The 21,418-nt window shown below is 59.0% G+C and carries 12 protein-coding genes and 2 tRNA genes; 10 read left to right on the top strand and 4 right to left on the bottom strand.

The features are described 5' to 3' along the window. The 5 genes from ntrB (at nt 1) to L379_RS10560 (ending at nt 9,743) form a co-directional block, all read left to right on the top strand. A complete protein-coding gene (gene ntrB / locus L379_RS10545) occupies nt 1-879 on the top strand; it encodes a nitrate ABC transporter permease (RefSeq protein WP_032653855.1) in 879 nt (292 codons plus the stop codon). A 9-nt stretch (nt 880-888) separates the two neighbouring features. Beyond that, nucleotides 889-1,677: an ABC transporter ATP-binding protein gene (locus tag L379_RS10550; RefSeq protein ID WP_032653852.1), complete on the top strand. Its 789-nt coding sequence runs from the start codon at nt 889-891 to the stop codon at nt 1,675-1,677. A 12-nt stretch (nt 1,678-1,689) separates the two neighbouring features. Next, on the top strand, nt 1,690-5,676 hold the full coding sequence (gene nirB / locus L379_RS0124085) for a nitrite reductase large subunit NirB (RefSeq protein WP_074174269.1): 3,987 nt from the start codon (nt 1,690-1,692) through the stop codon (nt 5,674-5,676). Continuing rightward, nucleotides 5,673-8,150 carry a nitrate reductase gene (locus L379_RS10555; protein ID WP_032653850.1) on the top strand — a complete coding sequence of 826 codons (2,478 nt, stop codon included), beginning with the start codon at nt 5,673-5,675 and terminating at the stop codon, nt 8,148-8,150. The genes nirB and L379_RS10555 overlap by 4 nt, the downstream gene beginning before the upstream one ends. A gap of 174 nt (nt 8,151-8,324) precedes the next feature. Then, entirely contained in the window at nt 8,325-9,743 is a 1,419-nt protein-coding gene (locus L379_RS10560; RefSeq protein WP_032653847.1) for a YchO/YchP family invasin, read from the top strand. Nucleotide 9,744: 1 nt separating this feature from the next. Here the strand turns inward: L379_RS10560 and narL are convergent, their stop codons facing one another. Both narL and narX read right to left on the bottom strand, forming a co-directional pair. Continuing rightward, on the bottom strand, nt 9,745-10,395 hold the full coding sequence (narL, locus tag L379_RS10565) for a two-component system response regulator NarL (protein ID WP_003856701.1): 651 nt from the start codon (nt 10,393-10,395) through the stop codon (nt 9,745-9,747). Further along, entirely contained in the window at nt 10,388-12,184 is a 1,797-nt protein-coding gene (narX, locus tag L379_RS10570; RefSeq protein WP_032653844.1) for a nitrate/nitrite two-component system sensor histidine kinase NarX, read from the bottom strand. The genes narL and narX overlap by 8 nt, the downstream gene beginning before the upstream one ends. Before the next feature lie 308 nt (nt 12,185-12,492). Here narX and L379_RS10575 point away from each other — a divergent pair, with 308 nt between their 5' ends. The 5 genes from L379_RS10575 (at nt 12,493) to narI (ending at nt 20,931) form a co-directional block, all read left to right on the top strand. Further along, nucleotides 12,493-13,890, top strand: a complete 1,398-nt coding sequence (locus L379_RS10575) for a NarK family nitrate/nitrite MFS transporter (RefSeq protein WP_032653841.1) — start codon at nt 12,493-12,495, stop codon at nt 13,888-13,890. A gap of 381 nt (nt 13,891-14,271) precedes the next feature. Next, nucleotides 14,272-18,015, top strand: a complete 3,744-nt coding sequence (locus L379_RS10580) for a nitrate reductase subunit alpha (protein ID WP_032653838.1) — start codon at nt 14,272-14,274, stop codon at nt 18,013-18,015. Next, complete coding sequence (narH, locus tag L379_RS10585) at nt 18,012-19,547, top strand: nitrate reductase subunit beta (protein ID WP_017384243.1); 1,536 nt, start codon at nt 18,012-18,014, stop codon at nt 19,545-19,547. The genes L379_RS10580 and narH overlap by 4 nt, the downstream gene beginning before the upstream one ends. Next, the gene (gene narJ / locus L379_RS10590; protein WP_017384242.1) at nt 19,544-20,254 is read left to right on the top strand and encodes a nitrate reductase molybdenum cofactor assembly chaperone; all 711 of its coding nucleotides are present in this window, start codon (nt 19,544-19,546) and stop codon (nt 20,252-20,254) included. Before narH ends, narJ begins: the two co-directional genes overlap by 4 nt. Beyond that, on the top strand, nt 20,254-20,931 hold the full coding sequence (narI, locus tag L379_RS10595) for a respiratory nitrate reductase subunit gamma (RefSeq protein WP_032653835.1): 678 nt from the start codon (nt 20,254-20,256) through the stop codon (nt 20,929-20,931). Before narJ ends, narI begins: the two co-directional genes overlap by 1 nt. 225 nt (nt 20,932-21,156) lie before the next feature. Here the strand turns inward: narI and L379_RS10600 are convergent. Further along, nucleotides 21,157-21,241: transfer RNA gene (locus tag L379_RS10600), tRNA-Tyr, on the bottom strand. Nucleotides 21,242-21,275: 34 nt separating this feature from the next. Continuing rightward, nucleotides 21,276-21,360 (bottom strand) — tRNA-Tyr (locus L379_RS10605). Nucleotides 21,361-21,418 lie beyond the last annotated feature (58 nt).

Here is a 21,418-nt window from a genome sequence, read left to right as displayed (position 1 = left end):
ATGCAGCATCTGCAAAATACAAAACCACAAGAGACGTCAGAGAGCGGGGAAGTGATTGTCCTGCCTCCGCTACAGGTTCGCCGCCGCACGCCCGCCTTTGCGCGCCGGATGAATGACTTTTTACAGCGCGTCATCCCGGCGCTGCTCGGTCTCGGCCTGCTGGTGCTGCTCTGGCAGCTGGCGGCGATAAACAGTAAAGGCTTTCCGACGCCGCTCAGCACGCTTGATTCGGCCATGACCCTGTTTGCCGATCCGTTTTATCGCGACGGGCCAAACGATATGGGCATTGGCTGGAACGTGCTGGCGTCGTTGCAGCGCGTCGCCATCGGCTTTGGTCTGGCGGCACTGGCGGGCATTCCGCTGGGCTTTTTGATTGGCCGCTTCACCTTTTTCTCCCGCATGTTCAACCCGCTGATCGCGCTCCTGCGTCCGGTCAGCCCGCTGGCCTGGCTGCCTATCGGCCTGCTGCTGTTCCAGAAAGCGGAGCCTGCATCGAGCTGGACCATTTTTATCTGCTCCATCTGGCCGATGGTGATCAACACCGCTGAAGGGGTACGCCGTATTCCGCAGGACTACCTCAACGTGGCCCGGGTGCTGCAACTCTCAGAGTGGACCATCATGCGCCGCATTCTTTTCCCCGCCGTGCTGCCTGCGGTGCTCACCGGGGTTCGTCTCTCCATTGGCATTGCCTGGCTGGTGATTGTCGCCGCCGAGATGCTCACCGGAGGTTTAGGCATTGGCTTCTGGATCTGGAATGAGTGGAACAACCTCAACGTCGAAAACATTCTCATCGCCATCGTCATCATTGGCGTGGTCGGGTTGCTGCTGGAGCAGGGGCTGATGCTGATCGCCCGTCGCTTTAGCTGGCAGGAAAAATAAGGAGTGAAGATGAAACCGTTAATTCAGGTCCAGGCCGTGAGCCAGCGTTTTTCCACCGCCAGCGGCGAGTTTCTGGCGCTGCAAAACGTCTCTTTTGATATCCACGAGGGCGAAACCGTCAGCCTGATTGGTCACTCCGGCTGCGGCAAATCGACGCTGTTAAACCTGATCGCCGGGATCGCTCTGCCGACGGAAGGCGGGCTGATTTGCGACAACCGCGAAATCGCCGGGCCGGGGCCCGAGCGCGCGGTGGTGTTCCAGAACCATTCGCTGCTGCCGTGGCTGACCTGCTTCGACAACGTGGCGCTGGCGGTGGATCAGGTCTTCCGTCACACCATGAGTAAGGCCGAGCGCAAAGCGTGGATTGAACACAACCTCGACCGGGTGCAGATGGGCCACGCGCTGCATAAGCGCCCCGGGGAGATCTCCGGCGGTATGAAGCAGCGCGTCGGGCTTGCCCGGGCGCTGGCAATGAAGCCGAAAGTGCTGCTGATGGATGAGCCGTTTGGCGCGCTCGATGCGCTGACGCGCGCCCATCTTCAGGACTCGGTGATGCAGATCCAGCAGGCGCTGAACACCACCATCGTGCTCATTACCCACGACGTGGACGAGGCGGTACTGCTCTCTGACCGCGTACTGATGATGACCAACGGCCCGGCGGCCACCGTGGGTGAGATCCTGCGCGTCGATCTGCCGCGCCCGCGCAACAGGGTGCAGCTGGCGGACGACAGCCGCTATCACCACATGCGCCAGCAGATCCTCCATTTCCTCTACGAAAAACAGCCGAAAGCGGCGTAATGAGGGGGCACGATGCGACTGGTCATTATCGGTAATGGTATGGCGGCAGCCCGGCTGATTGCGTCGCTCACCGGGCGTGTTCCCGGTCGTTTCGCTGTCACCGTCATCGGTGACGAGCCTGAGCAGGCGTACAACCGCATCCAGCTTTCACCGGTGCTGGGTGGTGAAAAGCAGGAAGAGCACATCTGTCTGCACGATGAAGACTGGTACACGGCACGAGGCGTAACGGTGCTGCGAGGAGAAACGGCGCTCGCAGTAGACGTTAACGCGCGTGAAGTGCATACCTTTGCTCGCTCGCTGGGCTGGGATGCGCTGGTGTTTGCCACCGGGTCTACCCCTGTCGTGCCGCCGATCCCCGGCGGCGATGCGCCGCATGTGTTTACCTTTCGCACCCTGGCAGAGACCCGCGCCATCCAGAATATCTCCGGTCCGGCGGTAGTGCTGGGCGGCGGCGTACTCGGCGTGGAGGCCGCGGCAGCGCTGGCGCGACACGGTGACAACGTCACGCTCGTGCATCGCGGTCCGTGGCTAATGGAACAGCAGCTGGATCAGCAGGCGGGGCTGTTGCTGGAAGAGGCGCTGGCGGCGCGGGGCGTACGCTGTGAACTCGCCTCCGGCATCACCGCCATCGCTGACGATGCCGTGACGTTGCCCGACGGACGCCGCATCGCCGCCACGCGCGTGGTGCTGACCACGGGCGTGCAGCCCAACGTTGTGCTGGCAAAAGCCAGCGGCATTCGCTGCGCGCGCGGCATCGTGGTGGATCAGCAGATGCAAACCTCCGTGCCGGATATCTACGCCATCGGCGAGTGCTGCGAAATTGACGGCCAGACGTTTGGTCTGGTCGCCCCCTGTCTGGCGCAGGCGGATATTCTTGCCGCGCGGCTGGCCGGGGAGGTCACCGCGCCGTTTACCCTTGTCGACAACGGTGTGCGCCTTAAGGTGACCGGGCTGGAGCTGTTCAGCCTCGGACGCGCGACGGCGCAGGCGGAGGATGTGGTCTGGAGTTCATGGGATCCGCTGACCCGTCACTATCGACGTTTACTGATCCATCAGGGGGCGCTGGCTGGCGTGCTGCTGATGGGCGACTGCCGCAGCGCGGCAACCTTTACCGATTTACTGGCAACGGCTGCGCCCGCCCACGCGGACTGGCTGTTCGATCGTTTCACAACGCAACCGCAGGTTGCAGGACAGAATGCTATGACAAAACCTACTCTGGTGGTGGTTGGGCACGGTATGGTCGGCCATCATTTCCTCGAAGACTGCGTTAACCGCAATTTGCATCAGCAATATCAGATTATTGTTTTTGGCGAAGAGCGCTATGCGGCCTATGACCGCGTGCATCTGTCGGAATATTTTGGCGGACGCAGCGCGGCGTCGCTCTCGCTGGTGGCGGGGGAGTTCTTTGCCGATAACGGCATTGAGCTGCGCCTCTCGCAGCAGATCGTCGCTATCGATCGTGATGCACACGTAGTGCGTACCGCCAGTGGCCATGAGACTCACTGGGACAAGCTGGTGCTGGCGACCGGCTCGTACCCGTTCGTACCACCCGTTCCGGGCAACGATCTGCCGGGTTGTTTTGTCTACCGCACCCTCGACGATCTGGACAACATTGCGGCCCATGCGGCAGGCTCTCGCCGCGGCGTGGTGATCGGCGGCGGCCTGCTGGGGCTGGAGGCGGCAAATGCGCTTAAGCAGCTCGGGCTGGAAACTCACGTGGTGGAGTTTGCGCCAAATCTGATGGCGGTGCAGCTCGACAGCGACGGCGCGGCAATGCTGCGCAAGAAAATTGAGGCGCTGGGCGTAGGGGTGCACACCAGTAAATCGACGACGGAGATTGCCACCGCAGACGACGGGCTGGTGCTGCGCTTTGCCGATGGTGAACAGCTGGAAACGGACATGGTGGTCTTCTCTGCTGGTATTCGGCCGCAGGATGCGCTGGCGCGCAGCAGCGGGCTGGCTGTCGGCGAGCGCGGCGGGATCTGTATTGACGACGGCTGCCGGACCTCCGATCAGGACGTGCTTGCCATCGGGGAATGCGCGCTGTGGGAGGGGAAAATCTTTGGCCTGGTGGCACCGGGCTACCAGATGGCGCGCGTGGCCGCCGCTGTGCTGGCGGGTGAGGAGAAGCGCTTCACCGGCGCAGATATGAGTACCAAACTCAAGTTGCTGGGGGTGGATGTGGCGTCGTTTGGCGATGCCCACGGGCGCACGCCGGGCGCGCTGAGCTACCAGTGGACGCACGGGCCGCAGCAAATCTACAAAAAAATTGTGGTCAGCCACGACAGCAAAACCCTGCTCGGTGGCGTGCTGGTGGGTGACGCCAGCGAATACGCCACGCTGGTGCAGATGATGCTCAACGGCATCAGCCTGCCAAAAGAGCCGGAAACACTGATCTTACCCGCGTTGTCAGGCAGCGCGCCGAAAGCGCTCGGCGTGGCGGCCCTGCCGGAAAGCGCGCAGATCTGTTCGTGTCATAACGTCAGCAAAGGGGAAATCTGCCAGGCGGTAAGCGCGGGTGCAACGGATATCGGCGCCATTAAGCAGTGCACCAAAGCCGCGACCGGCTGCGGAGGCTGTAGCGCGCTGGTGAAGCAGGTGATGGAGTTCCAGCTTGCAGAGCAGGGCGTGGAGGTGAAAAAGGATATCTGCGAACACTTCCCGTACTCGCGTCAGGAGATTTACCACCTGGTGCGCGTCAACCATATCCGCACCTTCGACCAGCTTATCAGCCGCTACGGTCAGGGACACGGGTGCGAGATCTGTAAGCCGCTGGTGGGATCGGTATTGGCTTCCTGCTGGAACGAGTATCTGCTGAAACCGGCGCATCTGCCGTTGCAGGACACCAACGACCGCTATTTCGCCAATATTCAGAAGGACGGAACCTACTCCATCGTCCCGCGGATGCCTGCGGGTGAAGTGACCGCCGACGGGCTGATCGCCATCGGCCAGATCGCGAAACGCTATAGCCTTTACAGCAAAATTACCGGCGGGCAGCGTATTGACCTGTTTGGCGCCACGCTAGAACAGTTGCCGGAAATCTGGCAGGCGCTGGTGGAGGCCGGGTTTGAGACCGGACATGCTTACGGGAAATCCCTGCGCACGGTGAAATCATGCGTCGGGTCGACCTGGTGCCGCTACGGCGTGCAGGATTCCACCGGCCTCGCGGTCAGGCTGGAGCACCGCTACAAGGGGCTGCGCGCGCCGCACAAAATCAAAATGGCGGTCTCCGGCTGTACCCGTGAGTGCGCAGAGGCGCAGAGTAAAGACGTAGGGGTGATTGCCACGGACAAAGGCTGGAACCTCTATCTGTGCGGCAACGGCGGGATGAAGCCGCGCCACGCGGATCTCTTCGCCAGCGATCTGGACGATGAAACGCTGATCCGCACCGTTGACCGTTTCCTGATGTTCTACATTCGCACGGCAGATCGTCTGCAACGCACCAGTACCTGGATGGATAACCTGGAAGGCGGCCTCGACTATCTGCGCGAGGTGATCCTTAACGACAGCCTGGGGATCGCCCACGAGCTGGAGCAGGAGATGGCCCGGGTGGTGGAGACCTACCAGTGCGAATGGCAAACCACCCTTAACGATCCTGACCGCCTGGCGCTGTTCCGCACCGCGGTGAACGTCGCGCCGTCGGATGAAAGCAAGCGCTGGCAGGAAATTTGTAATATCGACGAGATCCCCGAGCAGGCGGGCATTGGCGCGCATCTTGGGCGCAAACCGATTGCACTGTTCCGCTTTGGCAAAACCGTTTATGCCCTCGACGATCGGGAGCCGGGCAGCCGAGCGAACGTGCTGTCACGCGGCATCCTCGGCGATGCGGCGGGGGAACCGGTGGTGATCTCGCCGCTCTACAAGCAACGTATTCGTCTGCGCGACGGGTGTCAGGCTGAGAGCGGGGCGCCTGCGGTGCGTGCCTGGCCGGTAAAAATTGAAAACGGCAAGGTGTGGGTTGGAAATGAAGAGCTGGTGATGCGTGCGGAGGCCTCATGACGGAAACCCGGACAACGTGCCCTTACTGCGGGGTGGGCTGCGGCGTGGTCGCCAGCGCAGATGGTGAAAAGGTGAGCATACGGGGGGATGAAACTCATCCGGCGAATTTCGGTCGTCTGTGCGTAAAAGGATCTGCCCTCGGGGAAACCACGGGGCTACAGGGACGCCTGCTGCGCCCGGTTGTCGATGGCCGGGAGGTGGCATGGCCGCAGGCGCTGGGCGAAGCGGGCGAGCGGCTGCGGAACATCATCAACGAATGGGGGCCGCAGGCGGTGGCGTTTTATGCCTCCGGCCAGCTGTTGACCGAGGATTACTATGCCGCCAACAAGCTGATGAAAGGCTTTATCGGGGCGGCGAACATTGATACCAACTCGCGGCTGTGCATGTCGTCGGCGGTGGTGGGCTACAAACGCGCCTTCGGTGAAGACGTGGTGCCGTGCAGCTACGAGGACGTGGAAAACAGCGATCTGGTGGTACTCGTTGGCTCGAACGCGGCCTGGACGCATCCGGTGCTGTATCAGCGGCTGGTGCAGGCAAAACACAACAATCCGCAGATGAAAGTGGCCGTGATCGATCCGCGTAAAACCGCCACCTGCGATATCGCCGATCTCCACCTCGCGCTCAGACCCGGCAGCGACGCCGGGCTGTTTGTGGGGTTGCTCAATCTGATCCAGGGGCGCGGCGAGTGGCCGATCCCTCGCGTGGCGGCGTTTTGCGATCTGCCTTCAGACGAGATTGGCACCTTCTACGACTGGTTTGTCACCGCGCCACGCGCGATCACGCTCTACACCATGGGGATCAACCAGTCCTCCAGCGGCAGCGACAAGTGTAACGCCATCATTAACGTGCATCTTGCCAGCGGGAAGTTCAACCGTCCGGGCTGCGGCCCGTTTTCGCTGACCGGACAGCCAAATGCCATGGGCGGGCGGGAAGTGGGGGGACTGGCGAACCAGCTGGCGGCGCACATGAACTTCGAGCCGGACGATCTCTCGCGCGTGGCGCGTTTCTGGGGAACGGAACGGCTGGCGCAGACCCCGGGCCTGATGGCGGTGGAACTGTTTGACGCTATTGCCCGCGGCGAGGTGAAGGCGGTGTGGATCATGGGTACCAACCCTGCCGTGTCACTTCCCGACAGCCACGCGGTGTGCCAGGCGCTGGCGGCCTGCCCGCTGGTCATGGTATCTGAGGTGATGCAGGAGACGGACACCAGCCGGTTTGCCCATATCCGTTTTCCCGCCCTGGGCTGGGGCGAGAAAAACGGCACGGTGACCAATTCTGAACGCCGTATCTCCCGCCAGCGCGCCTTTCTGCCTGCGCCGGGCGAGGCCAGACCGGACTGGTGGATCATCGCCCGGATCGCAGAGCAGCTCGGTTATGGCGATGCCTTCGCCTGGGAACACCCTCAGGAGATATTTTGTGAACATGCGGCGCTGACGGCGTTTGAAAATAACGGCGAACGGGCGCTAAACCTGCGCGAACTGGCGTCGCTGACGCGAGAGGCGTGGGACGCGCTGGCGCCGTATCAGTGGCATGCCGGTGAGTTCCCGCAACGAACGCTTGTTCCGGTTGACCCCTCCCCGCATGGGGCCAGCGTCGACGAATTGTACCCCTTGATACTGAACACCGGGCGGATCCGCGATCAGTGGCACACCATGACGCGCACGGGGTATGTTCCGCGCCTGATGCAGCATATCGATGAGCCTTTTGTTGAGATGAACGCAACCGATGCGGCGCGCGCCGGGCTGACTGACGGCCAGCTGGCGCGGGTAAGTTCCCCGCGCGGAGTGATGGTTGCCAAAGTACGTATCTCCACCGCGCAGCGTGCAGGCGAGCTGTTTGCGCCGATGCACTGGAACGCGCAATTTGCCCGGCAGGGTAAGGTCAACGCGCTGGTGGAAGGGCGGATTGATGCCGGTTCCGGCCAGCCGGAGAGTAAACAAACCGCGGTGAGGATCATGCCCTGGCTACCCGCCTGGCAGGGTGAACTGTATGCCCGCGAGCTGCCAGCGCTGCCGCCGTCGGTCTGCTGGTGGCGTAAAGCCTCACGTCTGACGGTGGCGGGGGAGCAGCCGTTGCTGTCGTGGATCATGGCGTACGCCAGCGGTCGGGGCTGGCAGTTACAGGTGGCACAGACGGGAGAACGCAGCAGCGTGCTCGCCTGGCATCACGGTGAGCTGATGCTGGGCTACTGGGAGGGCCATACGCTGCCGGCGCTGGCGCATGCGTTTATTGAAGAAGCCTTTGCTGCTGCGCCCGTCCAACTTGCTGAACGCCATGCGCTGCTGCACGGGCAACGGCCGGACGAAGATGCCGATCCCGGGCGAATTATCTGTAGCTGCTTCAGCGTGGGTGAAAATACGATACGTAAGGCAATAGCCGGAGGCTGTGATTCTGCCCCAGCGCTGGGCGTGAAGCTGCGCTGCGGCACGAACTGTGGTTCCTGCGTGCCGGAGCTGAAAGCGCTGTTGGGATAATAGTGAAAGGGCGTCGGGTGGCGGCTTCGCACCGGTACGAATTTGTAGGTCGGGTAAGGGGAAGCCGCCACCCGACAAATCTTTTCAGGATATTCCTGAAATTTCTCTTAAGACTGGTTTTCAGGGCTTATGGCGTTAACATAATAAGTGTTTGTTCATAAACACAGGTTCTGATTGACGACGTTGAAGGCTGTATCGTCCCGCATCCGTTTTTTGCTGTTACTCCCCCTTTTTACGGCTGGAGCCGTTCATGGTGCGCCGAAATCCTTCGTGCAGCAGGCGCAAAATCCGTTTGATAACAACGGCGATAGTCTGCCGGATCTCGGCATGGCGCAACCGACCAGCGAAGGCGAAAAGCATCTGGCTGAAATGGCTAAGGCCTTCGGTGAAGCCAGTATGACCGATAACGGCCTGACGGCCGGGCAGCAGGCGCGACAGTTCGCGTTTGGCAAGGTGCGGGATGCCGTGAGCGGGGAAGTCAACGAGCAGATTGAATCCTGGCTTTCACCCTGGGGAAACGCCAACGTCAATGTGCTGGTGGATGACGACGGCAACTTTAACGGCAGCAGCGGAAGCTGGTTTATCCCCTGGAACGACAACACCCGCTATCTGAGCTGGAGCCAGCTTGGGCTGACGCAGCAGACAGACGGGCTGGTGAGTAACGTCGGGGCAGGTCAGCGCTGGGTTGCCGGAAACTGGCTGCTGGGCTACAACACTTTTTACGACAACCTGCTGGAAGACAACCTGCAACGTGCCGGGCTGGGCGCAGAGGCGTGGGGTGAAAACCTGCGCCTGTCGGCCAATTACTACCAGCCGTTCGCTGGCTGGCAGCCGCGTTCCGACATCCGCGAGCAGCGCATGGCGCGCGGATACGACGTAACGGCCAAAGCCTGGCTTCCCTGGTTTCACCACCTGAACACCAGCGTCAGCTTTGAACAGTATTTTGGCGATAACGTCGATCTATTTAACAGCGGTACGGGGTATCACAACCCGGTTGCGGTCAACCTGGGGCTGAACTATACCCCCGTACCGCTGGTCACCCTGACGGCTGCCCATAAGCAGGGGGAGAGCGGCGTTAGCCAGAATAACCTCGGGCTGAAGCTCAACTATCGTTTTGGCGTGCCGCTGGCGAAACAGCTTTCCGCCGGGGAAGTGGCGGCGACGCGATCGCTGCGGGGGAGCCGCTATGATTCACCCGATCGCGATAATCTGCCCGTGATGGAATTCCGTCAGCGCAAAACCCTCTCGGTATATCTGGCCACGCCGCCGTGGGATCTTAAGCCAGGCGAAACGGTGATGCTGAAGCTGCAAATTCGCAGCACGCACGGTATCCGGCAGATCCACTGGCTGGGTGATACCCAGGCGCTCAGCCTGACCTCACCGGTAAACGGCAACAGCAGCGATGGCTGGAGTGTGATCATGCCTGCATGGGATGATTCGGAAGGGGCGAAAAATACATGGCGGCTTACGGCCGTGGTGGAAGATAAGGATGGGCAGCGTGTCTCCTCCAATGAGATCACGCTTTCCGTGGTGCAACCGCTCGTCGCAATGCCTGCCGACGAACCACGGTGGAAGTTGCTGCCGGATGAGTAAGTTAAAAAATGCGCTCCTGATGCACCCAGACGGCGGCTTCGACGCGGGATTTTAACTTCATTTTTTTCAGCATGTGTTTGACATGCACTTTGACCGTGCTCTCGGTGATGTCCAGACGGCGGGCGATCATTTTGTTCGGCAGCCCCTGGGCAATCAGCTTCAGAATGTCACGCTCGCGCGGGGTCAACTGGCTGACGTCACGATCAGACGTGGCGCGGTTCGCACGCAGGCTGGCGGCCAGTACCGGCGTTAACGCTTCACTCAGCACCATCTCACCTGCGGCAGCCTGTTGCAGCGCCTTGAGCAGATCTTCCGGCTCCATATCTTTCAGCAGATAGCCGTCTGCCCCTCGCTTGAGGGCGGTGACCACGTCTTCTTCATGGTTTGAGACGCTGAAGACCACCACCCGGCCAGAGAGGGATTTCTCCCGCAGCTTGTCGAGGGTTTCCAGGCCATTCATGCCCGGCATGTTGAGATCGAGCAAGATCAAATCAGGATCGAGCGATTCGGCAAGTTCAATACCCTGTTCGCCGTTACTGGCTTCCCCGACGACGGTGATATCTGGCGCCATGCTGACAAGCTGTTTAACGCCAGTGCGCAGCATCGGATGATCGTCAATCAACAGGATAGATGCCGGTTCCTGATTAGTCATGGTTTTCTCCTTGAGCAGTTATGAGGGGCTTTTCGGGTATAAAGGTGACCACAACTTCGGTGCCACCTGACTCTCCCCGGCGAACCTGGCAATCACCGCGCAGGCTTTGCGCGCGGTCTCGCATAATAATTAAACCATAGTGGTTCGTTCGTTCGGCATTTTCCGGCACGCCGCGGCCGTTATCCTGAACCCTGAGCTTCACCTGATTATCCTGGCAGCTGACGGTGACCGTGACGGCCGTCGCCTCGGCATGCTTGAGCACGTTGCTCAGGGCTTCGCGGGCAATTTGCAGCAAGTGGATCGCCTGGTGAGAGGGGACAAAACGCGGTGGCAGCTGGTAATCCAGCTTCACCGGGAAGCCCAGCCGGGCGCTAAACTCCTGACAGCTGGATTCCAGCGCAGGGCGCAGCCCCGGCTCGGTGAGCTGCAAACGGAAGGTGGTCAGCAGCTCGCGAAGCTGAATCCACGAGGTGTTAAGCTCGTTGCGGATCTGGCTGAGCAGCTGTTTGCTGCTCTCGGGCATGCCTTCATCCTGCATTTGCAGGCAGCTCACCTGCATCTTCATGCAGGAGAGGGACTGGGCGATGGAGTCGTGCAGCTCGCGGGCGATGGTGGCACGCTCCTCCATCACGATCAGCTGCTGCTGTTTCTCCTGGTGGCGGTCGAGCGCCAGCGTGGCCGTGAGCTGCTCAACAAGCGTATCGACCAGCTGCTGCTGGTCGTGGCTCAGGTGACGTCCGGCGGGCAGGGTGGCCAGCAAAATACCGTACTGGGTATGGCTGTCCATCAGCCGCCACTTGAGGGTCGTGCCGCTGGTGGTAAGCGGCGGCAAGCCGCGCGGGCACAGATGACACCCTTTATCGTCGCAGGAGATATCCGACTGACAGGTAAATTCCTGATGGTTTTCCTCATCTTCAACGTCGTAAACCCGAAGCTCAAGATCGCGGAGCAGAGTCAGATTTTGCAGGCCGTTCAGTACCGGCGAGAGACGTTCGCAAAGCGGGACCTGCATATGCAGGCGACGGTTCGCCTGCCAGAGGAAAGAGAGGATCTCGTTTTTCTGCTCAAGCCCGGCGGTTTTCTCCTGGACGCGTTGTTCCAGTACCGCGTAGCTTTCTGATAACTCTGCCGACATGGTGTTGAGCGCCTCGCCGAGCATCGCCATTTCGTTGCGCCCGCTGATGTGCGTGCGCTGGGTAAAATCGCGCTGTGTGACGGCGCGGGCCATCGCCAGGAGCTGTTTCCAGGGGTTTAGCAACCGCGCGCGCAGCCAGATAACCGTGAAAATCAACAGCAAACCCATAAACAGGGCCATTGCGCGGTGAACCATCACCACACGGTCAATGCGTAACTCCGTGGTGCGATCGAATGAGGAGACAAGATGATCGATGCGTGATACAAACCCGGCGATATCCCGGGCGACCGTTTCCCGGTCTTCCGCCCGCTTTAATCCTGGCTCCAGCTGGGTATGCCAGTAGCCCTGAAGCGCCTTAAGCTGAGATTGCTGACCGTCACGGATGGCGGCTCTTTCCAGTTCAGGGCTGAATGCGGTACGCTCCATTTCGTCGATAAGCGGCTGGTCAGCCTGCGTCAGCGGCACCGACGCCAGTAGCCGGTAACTCTGCATACGTAGCGAGCCTGCCTCGTTGATGGCATGCGCGTTACCTTGTACACCCTGTACCAGCCAGCCAGAAATAGCCATGCCGGTCACGCCGATAGCGGTGGACAGCAGAACAATAAGCGCCAGCTGGTTAACCAGCGTCAGCGGAGATAAACATCTTTTTAACATAGAGTTGCCGGGCTCCTGACGTGACCTGTTGCAGGAATGGCGCTATTCTGGTGCATACCCTGGAGTATACCCATACCAATAAAGGATTACCTCTAAATTGCCAGAGGGGTAACGGTTAGTGGGTGGACGAAGCAGGGATGCGTCAGCACCGTGAAAAACCACACCTTTTTTACGTTTTGCATCTACTCATTAAGAGTGATGGCTTTTTTTTCGCCGCAAAACCTCCCACTTTTCCTTTGATTTATATCAACTTACCGCCGCCCTAAAGCCCTAATGTTTGCAGCATCATTCGAGAATCAGAGGTGTCTATGAGTCACTCTTCCGCTCCCGAAAGGGAAACTGGTGCCGTTATTACAGACTGGCGTCCAGAGGATCCGGCGTTCTGGCAACAGCGCGGCCACCGTGTAGCAAGTCGTAATCTGTGGATTTCCGTTCCATGTCTGTTACTGGCGTTTTGCGTCTGGATGTTGTTCAGTGCGGTTGCGGTTAACCTGCCAAAAGTGGGCTTTACCTTTACCACCGATCAGCTGTTTATGTTGACCGCGTTGCCGTCGCTTTCAGGCGCACTGCTGCGCGTTCCTTATGCGTTTATGGTGCCGGTCTTTGGTGGTCGTCGCTGGACGGCTTTCAGTACCGGGATCATGATCGTACCGTGCGTGTGGCTCGGTTTTGCGGTGCAGGATACCTCCACACCGTTTAGCGTGTTCGTGATTATCTCTCTGCTGTGCGGTTTTGCGGGGGCAAACTTTGCATCCAGTATGGCAAACATCAGCTTCTTCTTCCCGAAAGCGAAGCAGGGCGGTGCGCTGGGCATTAACGGCGGCCTGGGTAACATGGGCGTGAGCGTGATGCAGCTGATTGCCCCGCTGGCGATCTCTGTCTCCATCTTTGCGGCCTTTGGCGGCGGCGGTGTGACGCAGCCCGACGGTTCCGTGCTGTTCCTGCAAAACGCCTCCTGGATTTGGGTACCGTTCCTGGTGGTCTTTACCCTGGCGGCGTGGTTCTTCATGAACGATCTGTCCGCGTCCAAAGCGTCACTGAGCGAGCAGCTGCCGGTGCTGAAGCGTGGCCACCTGTGGGTGATGGCGCTGCTGTATCTGGCGACCTTCGGCTCGTTCATCGGTTTCTCCGCAGGCTTTGCCATGCTGTCTAAAACCCAGTTCCCGGACGTGCAGATCCTTCAGTTTGCCTTCTTCGGTCCGTTTATCGGCGCGCTGGCACGTTCGCTGGGCGGGATGATCTCCGACCGTCTGGGGGGAACGCGCGTTACGCTGGTGAACTTTGTTGTGATGGCCATCTTCTGTGCGCTGCTGTTCCTGACGCTGCCTGCGGGTGGTGAGGGGGGTAACTTCTTTGCCTTCTTCGGCGTATTCATGGTGCTGTTCCTGACCGCCGGGCTGGGCAGTGCGTCTACTTTCCAGATGATCTCTGTCATCTTCCGCAAGCTGACCATGGACCGCGTCAAAGCGCAGGGTGCGAGCGACGAGCAGGCAATGCGTGAAGCCGCCACTGATACCGCTGCGGCGCTTGGGTTTATCTCTGCGATTGGCGCGATTGGCGGCTTCTTTATTCCAAAAGCGTTCGGTATCTCACTGGATCTGACCGGCTCTCCGGCGGGTGCGATGAAAATATTCCTCGTCTTCTATATCGCCTGCGTGGTCATCACCTGGCTGGTATATGGCCGTAATACCAAGAAAAACAAGTAAGCTTGATTATCCGTTTGCGCGGCCTGAGTGCCGCGCTTTTTTTAATCGCCAAATAGTTACAACATACTAATAGCTTTTCCTGTGGTCATACGCAGGTAACGCTGTGATCGCCATCGCTTTACAGGTGTTTCTACCCCTTAATACCTAAGATGTTAAATTTTGCCTCGCTTATTGTACGATAAATAAAATATATCTATATAAATCATAAAGTTAAAAAATATTAACGGCTACCGCTTTGGTGGTATTTGATCTAATACCCCCCTTCAGAGACCCCCTTCGTCTTGATCGTTATCAATTCTCACCATCTTTCATAGCGTTACCTTCGCTGCAAATCAGCAATGTCGATTTAGAGAGCCACAGGCTCCACACAGGAGATACCCGATGAGCAAATTTTTGGACCGGTTTCGCTACTTCAAACAGAAGGGTGAAACTTTTGCCGATGGGCACGGCCAGGTTCTGGATACCAACCGGGACTGGGAAGACGGTTACCGTCAACGCTGGCAGCATGACAAAGTTGTCCGTTCTACCCACGGCGTAAACTGCACTGGCTCATGTAGCTGGAAGATTTTCGTTAAAAACGGTCTGGTGACCTGGGAAATGCAGCAGACCGATTATCCGCGTACCCGTCCGGATATGCCGAACCACGAGCCGCGCGGCTGCCCGCGTGGGGCCAGCTACTCCTGGTATCTCTACAGCGCCAACCGTCTGAAATACCCGCTGATGCGTAAACGCCTGATGAAAATGTGGCGTGAAGCGAAAGCGCAGCACAGCGATCCGGTTGATGCCTGGGCCTCCATCATTGAAGATGCCGACAAAGCGAAAAGCTTCAAGCAGGCGCGTGGTCGCGGTGGTTTCGTTCGTTCTTCCTGGAAAGAGGTGAACGAGCTGATTGCGGCTTCCAACGTCTACACCGTGAAAACCTACGGTCCTGACCGTGTGGCAGGCTTCTCGCCAATCCCGGCGATGTCGATGGTCTCTTACGCCTCCGGCGCGCGCTACCTGTCACTCATCGGTGGTACCTGCCTGAGCTTCTACGACTGGTACTGCGACCTGCCGCCAGCGTCGCCTCAGACCTGGGGTGAGCAGACCGACGTGCCGGAGTCCGCCGACTGGTATAACTCCAGCTACATCATCGCCTGGGGCTCTAACGTTCCGCAGACCCGTACCCCGGATGCGCACTTCTTTACCGAAGTACGTTACAAAGGGACCAAAACCGTCGCCGTGACCCCGGACTACGCCGAAATCGCCAAACTGTGCGACCTGTGGCTGGCGCCGAAACAGGGTACCGATGCCGCAATGGCGCTGGCGATGGGCCACGTCATGCTGCGTGAATTCCACCTCGACAAGCCAAGCCAGTATTTCACCGATTACGTGCGTCGCTACACCGACATGCCAATGCTGGTGATGCTCGAAGAGCGTGACGGCTATTACGCCGCAGGCCGTATGCTGCGTGCCGCGGATCTGGTGGACGCGCTGGGTCAGGAAAACAACCCGGAGTGGAAAACGGTCGCCTGCAACAGCAACGGCGAGCTGGTGGCGCCAAACGGTTCTATCGGCTTCCGCTGGGGCGAAAAAGGCAAATGGAACCTGGAGCAGCGTAACGGCACCACGGGTGAGGAGACGGAGCTGCGTCTCAGCATGCTGGGCAGCCAGGACGAGATCGCCGATGTCGGCTTCCCGTACTTTGGTGGTGAAGGTTCCGAGCACTTCAACAAGGTTGAGTTGCAAAACGTTCTGATGCACAAGCTGCCGGTGAAGCGCCTGCAACTGGCGGACGGTTCTACTGCTCTGGTCACTACCGTCTACGATCTGACCATGGCTAACTACGGCCTGGAGCGCGGCCTGAACGACGAAAACTGCGCGACCAGCTATGATGACGTGAAGGCTTATACCCCAGCCTGGGCGGAACAGATCACCGGTGTGCCACGCGCCCAGATCACCCGTATCGCCCGCGAATTTGCGGAAAACGCCGACAAAACCCACGGTCGCTCCATGATCATCGTCGGTGCCGGTCTGAACCACTGGTATCACCTCGATATGAACTATCGCGGCCTGATCAACATGCTGATCTTCTGCGGCTGCGTCGGGCAGAGCGGCGGCGGCTGGGCGCACTACGTGGGCCAGGAAAAACTGCGTCCGCAGACCGGCTGGCAACCGCTGGCGTTTGCCCTTGACTGGCAGCGTCCGGCTCGTCACATGAACAGCACCTCCTACTTCTATAACCACTCCAGCCAGTGGCGCTACGAGACGGTTACCGCCCAGGAACTGCTGTCGCCGATGGCGGATAAATCCCGCTACAGCGGCCACCTGATTGACTTCAACGTGCGCGCTGAACGTATGGGCTGGCTGCCGTCTGCGCCGCAGCTGGGTACGAACCCGCTGCGTATTGCGGAAGCGGCGAAGCAGGCGGGCATGTCACCGGTGGACTACACCGTTAAATCCCTCAAAGACGGCTCAATCCGCTTCGCGGCAGAACAGCCGGAGAACGGTAAAAACCATCCGCGTAACCTGTTCATCTGGCGCTCTAACCTGCTGGGTTCGTCCGGTAAAGGCCACGAGTACATGCTGAAATACCTGCTCGGTACCGAAAACGGTATTCAGGGGAAAGATCTCGGCAAGCAGGGCGGCGTGAAGCCGGAAGAAGTGGAGTGGAAAGACAACGGTCTCGACGGCAAGCTGGATCTGGTGGTGACGCTGGACTTCCGTCTGTCCAGTACCTGCCTGTACTCCGACATCGTGCTGCCTACTGCCACCTGGTACGAAAAAGACGACATGAATACGTCGGATATGCATCCGTTTATTCATCCGCTGTCGGCGGCCGTTGACCCGGCGTGGGAATCAAAAAGCGACTGGGAAATTTACAAAGACATCGCGAAGAAATTCTCTGAAGTCTGTGTAGGGCACCTGGGCAAAGAGACCGACGTGGTGACGCTGCCAATCCAGCACGACTCCGCTGCCGAATTGGCTCAGCCGCTGGACGTGAAGGACTGGAAAAAAGGCGAGTGCGACCTGATCCCGGGCGTAACCGCGCCGCACATTATTCCGGTTGAACGTGATTACCCGGCAACTTACGAACGCTTTACCTCTATCGGCCCGCTGATGGAGAAGATCGGTAACGGCGGTAAAGGCATCGCCTGGAACACCCAGAGCGAAATGGATCTGCTGCGCAAGCTCAATTACACCAAAGCAGACGGCCCGGCGAAAGGCCAGCCGATGCTGAACACGGCAATTGATGCGGCAGAGATGATCCTGACCCTGGCCCCGGAAACCAACGGCCACGTGGCGGTGAAAGCCTGGGCGGCCCTGAGCGAGTTTACCGGTCGTGACCACACGCACCTGGCGAAGAATAAAGAGGAAGAGAAAATCCGCTTCCGCGATATTCAGGCCCAGCCGCGCAAGATTATCTCCAGCCCGACCTGGTCTGGCCTCGAAGATGAACATGTGTCCTATAACGCCGGCTACACCAACGTTCACGAGCTGATCCCATGGCGCACGCTTTCTGGCCGTCAGTCTCTGTATCAGGATCACCAGTGGATGCGTGACTTCGGTGAAAGCCTGCTGGTTTACCGTCCGCCAATCGACACCCGCTCCGTGAAAGCGGTGATGGGCGCGAAATCGAACGGTAACCCTGAGAAGGCGCTGAACTTCCTGACGCCGCACCAGAAGTGGGGTATCCACTCCACCTACAGCGACAACCTGCTGATGCTGACGCTGTCGCGCGGGGGGCCAATCGTCTGGATGAGCGAAGCGGACGCCAAAGATCTGGGTATCGAAGATAACGACTGGATCGAAGTGTTCAACAGCAACGGCGCCCTGACGGCACGTGCGGTGGTGAGCCAGCGTGTACCGGCCGGGATGACCATGATGTACCACGCGCAGGAACGTATCGTTAACCTGCCGGGGTCTGAGATCACCGAGCAGCGCGGCGGTATTCACAACTCCGTGACCCGTATTACGCCGAAGCCGACCCACATGATCGGTGGTTATGCCCAGCTGGCCTACGGCTTTAACTACTACGGCACCGTAGGATCGAACCGCGATGAGTTCGTGGTGGTACGTAAGATGAAGAATATTAACTGGTTAGATGGCGAAGGTAATGACCAGGTACAGGAGAGCGTAAAATGAAAATTCGTTCACAAGTCGGCATGGTGCTGAATCTGGATAAATGCATCGGCTGTCATACCTGCTCAGTCACCTGTAAAAACGTCTGGACCAGCCGTGAAGGTATGGAGTACGCCTGGTTCAACAACGTGGAAAGTAAGCCGGGCACTGGCTTCCCGACCGACTGGGAAAACCAGGAGAAGTGGAAGGGCGGCTGGATCCGTAAAATCAACGGCAAACTGCAACCGCGCATGGGTAACCGTGCCATGCTGCTGGGAAAAATCTTCGCTAACCCGCATCTGCCGGGCATTGATGATTACTACGAGCCGTTTGATTACGACTACCAGAACCTGCACAACGCGCCGGAAAGCAAACACCAGCCGATCGCCCGTCCTCGCTCGCTGATCACCGGTCAGCGCATGGACAAAATTACCAGCGGTCCAAACTGGGAAGAAATTCTGGGCGGCGAGTTCGAAAAACGCGCCAAAGACCAGAACTTCGAGAACATGCAGAAGGCGATGTACGGCCAGTTCGAAAACACCTTCATGATGTACCTGCCGCGCCTGTGCGAACACTGCCTTAACCCGGCATGCGTGGCGACCTGCCCAAGCGGCGCCATCTACAAGCGTGAAGAAGATGGCATTGTGCTGATCGACCAGGACAAGTGCCGCGGCTGGCGTATGTGCATCACCGGCTGCCCGTACAAAAAAATCTACTTCAACTGGAAGAGCGGTAAGTCTGAGAAGTGCATCTTCTGCTACCCGCGTATCGAAGCCGGTATGCCGACCGTCTGCTCAGAGAGCTGCGTAGGTCGTATCCGCTACCTCGGCGTGCTGTTGTACGACGCGGACGCGATTGAAAATGCCGCAAGCACCGAGAACGAGAAAGATCTGTATCAGCGTCAGCTGGACGTCTTCCTCGATCCAAACGATCCGAAGGTTATTGAGCAGGCGCTGAAAGACGGTATTCCGCAGAGCGTGATTGACGCCGCACAGCAGTCCCCGGTGTACAAAATGGCGATGGACTGGAAGCTGGCCCTGCCGCTGCACCCGGAATACCGCACGCTGCCGATGGTCTGGTACGTGCCGCCGCTGTCTCCGATTCAGTCTGCGGCGGACGCGGGTGAACTGGGTAGCAACGGCATTCTGCCGGACGTGGAAAGCCTGCGTATTCCGGTTCAGTATCTGGCCAACCTGCTCACCGCAGGGGATACCCAGCCGGTACTGCTGGCGCTGAAACGTATGCTGGCGATGCGTCACTTCAAACGTGCGGAAACCGTTGACGGCGTTAACGATACCCGCGCGCTGGAGGAGGTCGGCCTGACCGAGGCGCAGGCGCAGGAGATGTACCGCTATCTGGCAATCGCTAACTACGAAGATCGTTTCGTGGTGCCGAGCAGCCACCGTGAACTGGCTCGCGAGGCCTTCCCGGAGAAAAGTGGGTGTGGCTTTACCTTTGGCGACGGTTGCCACGGGTCAGACAGCAAATTCAACCTGTTCAACAGCCGCCGCATTGACGCGATGGATGTGACCAGCAAAACGGAGCCGCACCAATGATTGAACTCGTCATTGTTTCGCGTCTGCTCGAGTACCCTGATGCTGCGCTTGTGCAGCATCAACAGGAACTCTTTGATGCACTCGCGTCATCTGAAAACCTGGATAAAGAGGATGCCCAGAAGCTGGGCGTTTTCCTCCGCGATCTGCTGGCACGCGATCTTCTTGATGCGCAGGCGGACTACAGCCAGCTGTTTGACCGGGGCCGTGCCACGTCTCTGCTGCTGTTCGAACACGTTCACGGTGAATCCCGCGACCGTGGTCAGGCGATGGTGGATCTGATGGGCCAGTACGAGCAGCACGGTTTGCAACTCGACAGCCGCGAGCTGCCGGATCACCTGCCGCTGTATCTGGAATATCTGGCGCAGTTGCCGAAAGAGGAAGCGCTGGGCGGGTTGCAGGACATTGCTCCCATTCTGGCGTTGCTCGGCGCGCGTCTCCAGCAACGTGAGAGCAGCTATGCAGTCCTGTTCGATCTGCTGGTGAAACTGGCTAACGCCTCGGTTGACAGTCAAAAAGTGGCGGAAAAAATTGCGGATGAAGCCCGTGACGATACCCCACAAGCACTGGATGCCGTCTGGGAAGAAGAGCAGGTGAAATTCTTTGCTGACCAGAGCTGTGGCGAATCTGAAATCTCCGCGCATCAGCGTCGTTTTGCCGGAGCGGTGGCTCCGCAATATTTGAATATCTCTAACGGAGGACAGCACTAATGCACTTCCTGAATATGTTCTTCTTTGACATTTACCCGTATATCGCGGGCACCGTATTCCTGGTGGGAAGCTGGCTGCGTTATGACTATGGCCAGTACACCTGGCGTGCTGCCTCCAGCCAGATGCTGGATCGTAAAGGGATGAACCTGGCGTCAAACCTGTTCCACATCGGGATTTTGGGAATTTTCGCCGGCCACTTCCTGGGGATGCTGACCCCGCACTGGATGTACGAAGCGTGGCTGCCGATTGAAGTGAAGCAGAAGATGGCGATGATTGCCGGCGGCGCCTGTGGCGTGATGACCCTGGTGGGTGGTCTGTTGCTGCTGAAACGCCGTCTGTTCAACCCACGCGTGCGGGCTACCACGACCGGAGCGGACATCCTGATCCTCTCCCTGCTGATGGTGCAGTGTGCGCTTGGTCTGCTGACCATTCCGTTCTCTGCGCAGCATATGGACGGCAGCGAAATGATGAAGCTGGTGGGATGGGCACAGTCTGTCGTGACCTTCCGCGGGGGCGCTTCTGAGCATCTGGACGGCGTGGCGTTTATCTTCCGCGTTCACCTGGTGCTGGGTATGACCCTGTTTGTGCTGTTCCCGTTCTCTCGCCTGGTGCACATCTGGAGTGCGCCGGTGGAGTACCTGACGCGCAAATATCAGGTTGTGCGTGCTCGTCGCTGATTCGCTGTATTAATACAACCCCGCATTTGCGGGGTTTTTTTTGTCCCCGATCCAGGGGGGCGTGCGGATGCCGGGTGGCGGCTGCGCCTTACCCGGCCTACAGACCCTATTCGTAGCCCCGGTAAGCGAAGCGCCACCGGGGAAAACAGGCAGGGAAGGATTACTCCCGGCATCGAGAAATATGGAGCATTGTGCTTGAGTGAGTGCTTAAGAATCTGGAAGTGATGGTGGTGGGGGAAGGATTCGAACCTTCGAAGTCGATGACGGCAGATTTACAGTCTGCTCCCTTTGGCCGCTCGGGAACCCCACCAGGGATAATTCATATTTTGAGGTAAAGCTGGAGATGGTGGTGGGGGAAGGATTCGAACCTTCGAAGTCGATGACGGCAGATTTACAGTCTGCTCCCTTTGGCCGCTCGGGAACCCCACCACGGGGTAATACTTTTAACTGGCCTGCTTCCTGTTGGAAGCGGGGCGCATCATATCAA

This window comes from Enterobacter sp. MGH 33 (assembly GCF_000534535.1).
GTDB lineage: Bacteria > Pseudomonadota > Gammaproteobacteria > Enterobacterales > Enterobacteriaceae > Enterobacter > Enterobacter hormaechei_C.
The sequence above is the reverse complement of the archived record's forward strand: the minus strand, read 5'-3'. Positions and strand labels throughout refer to the sequence as shown.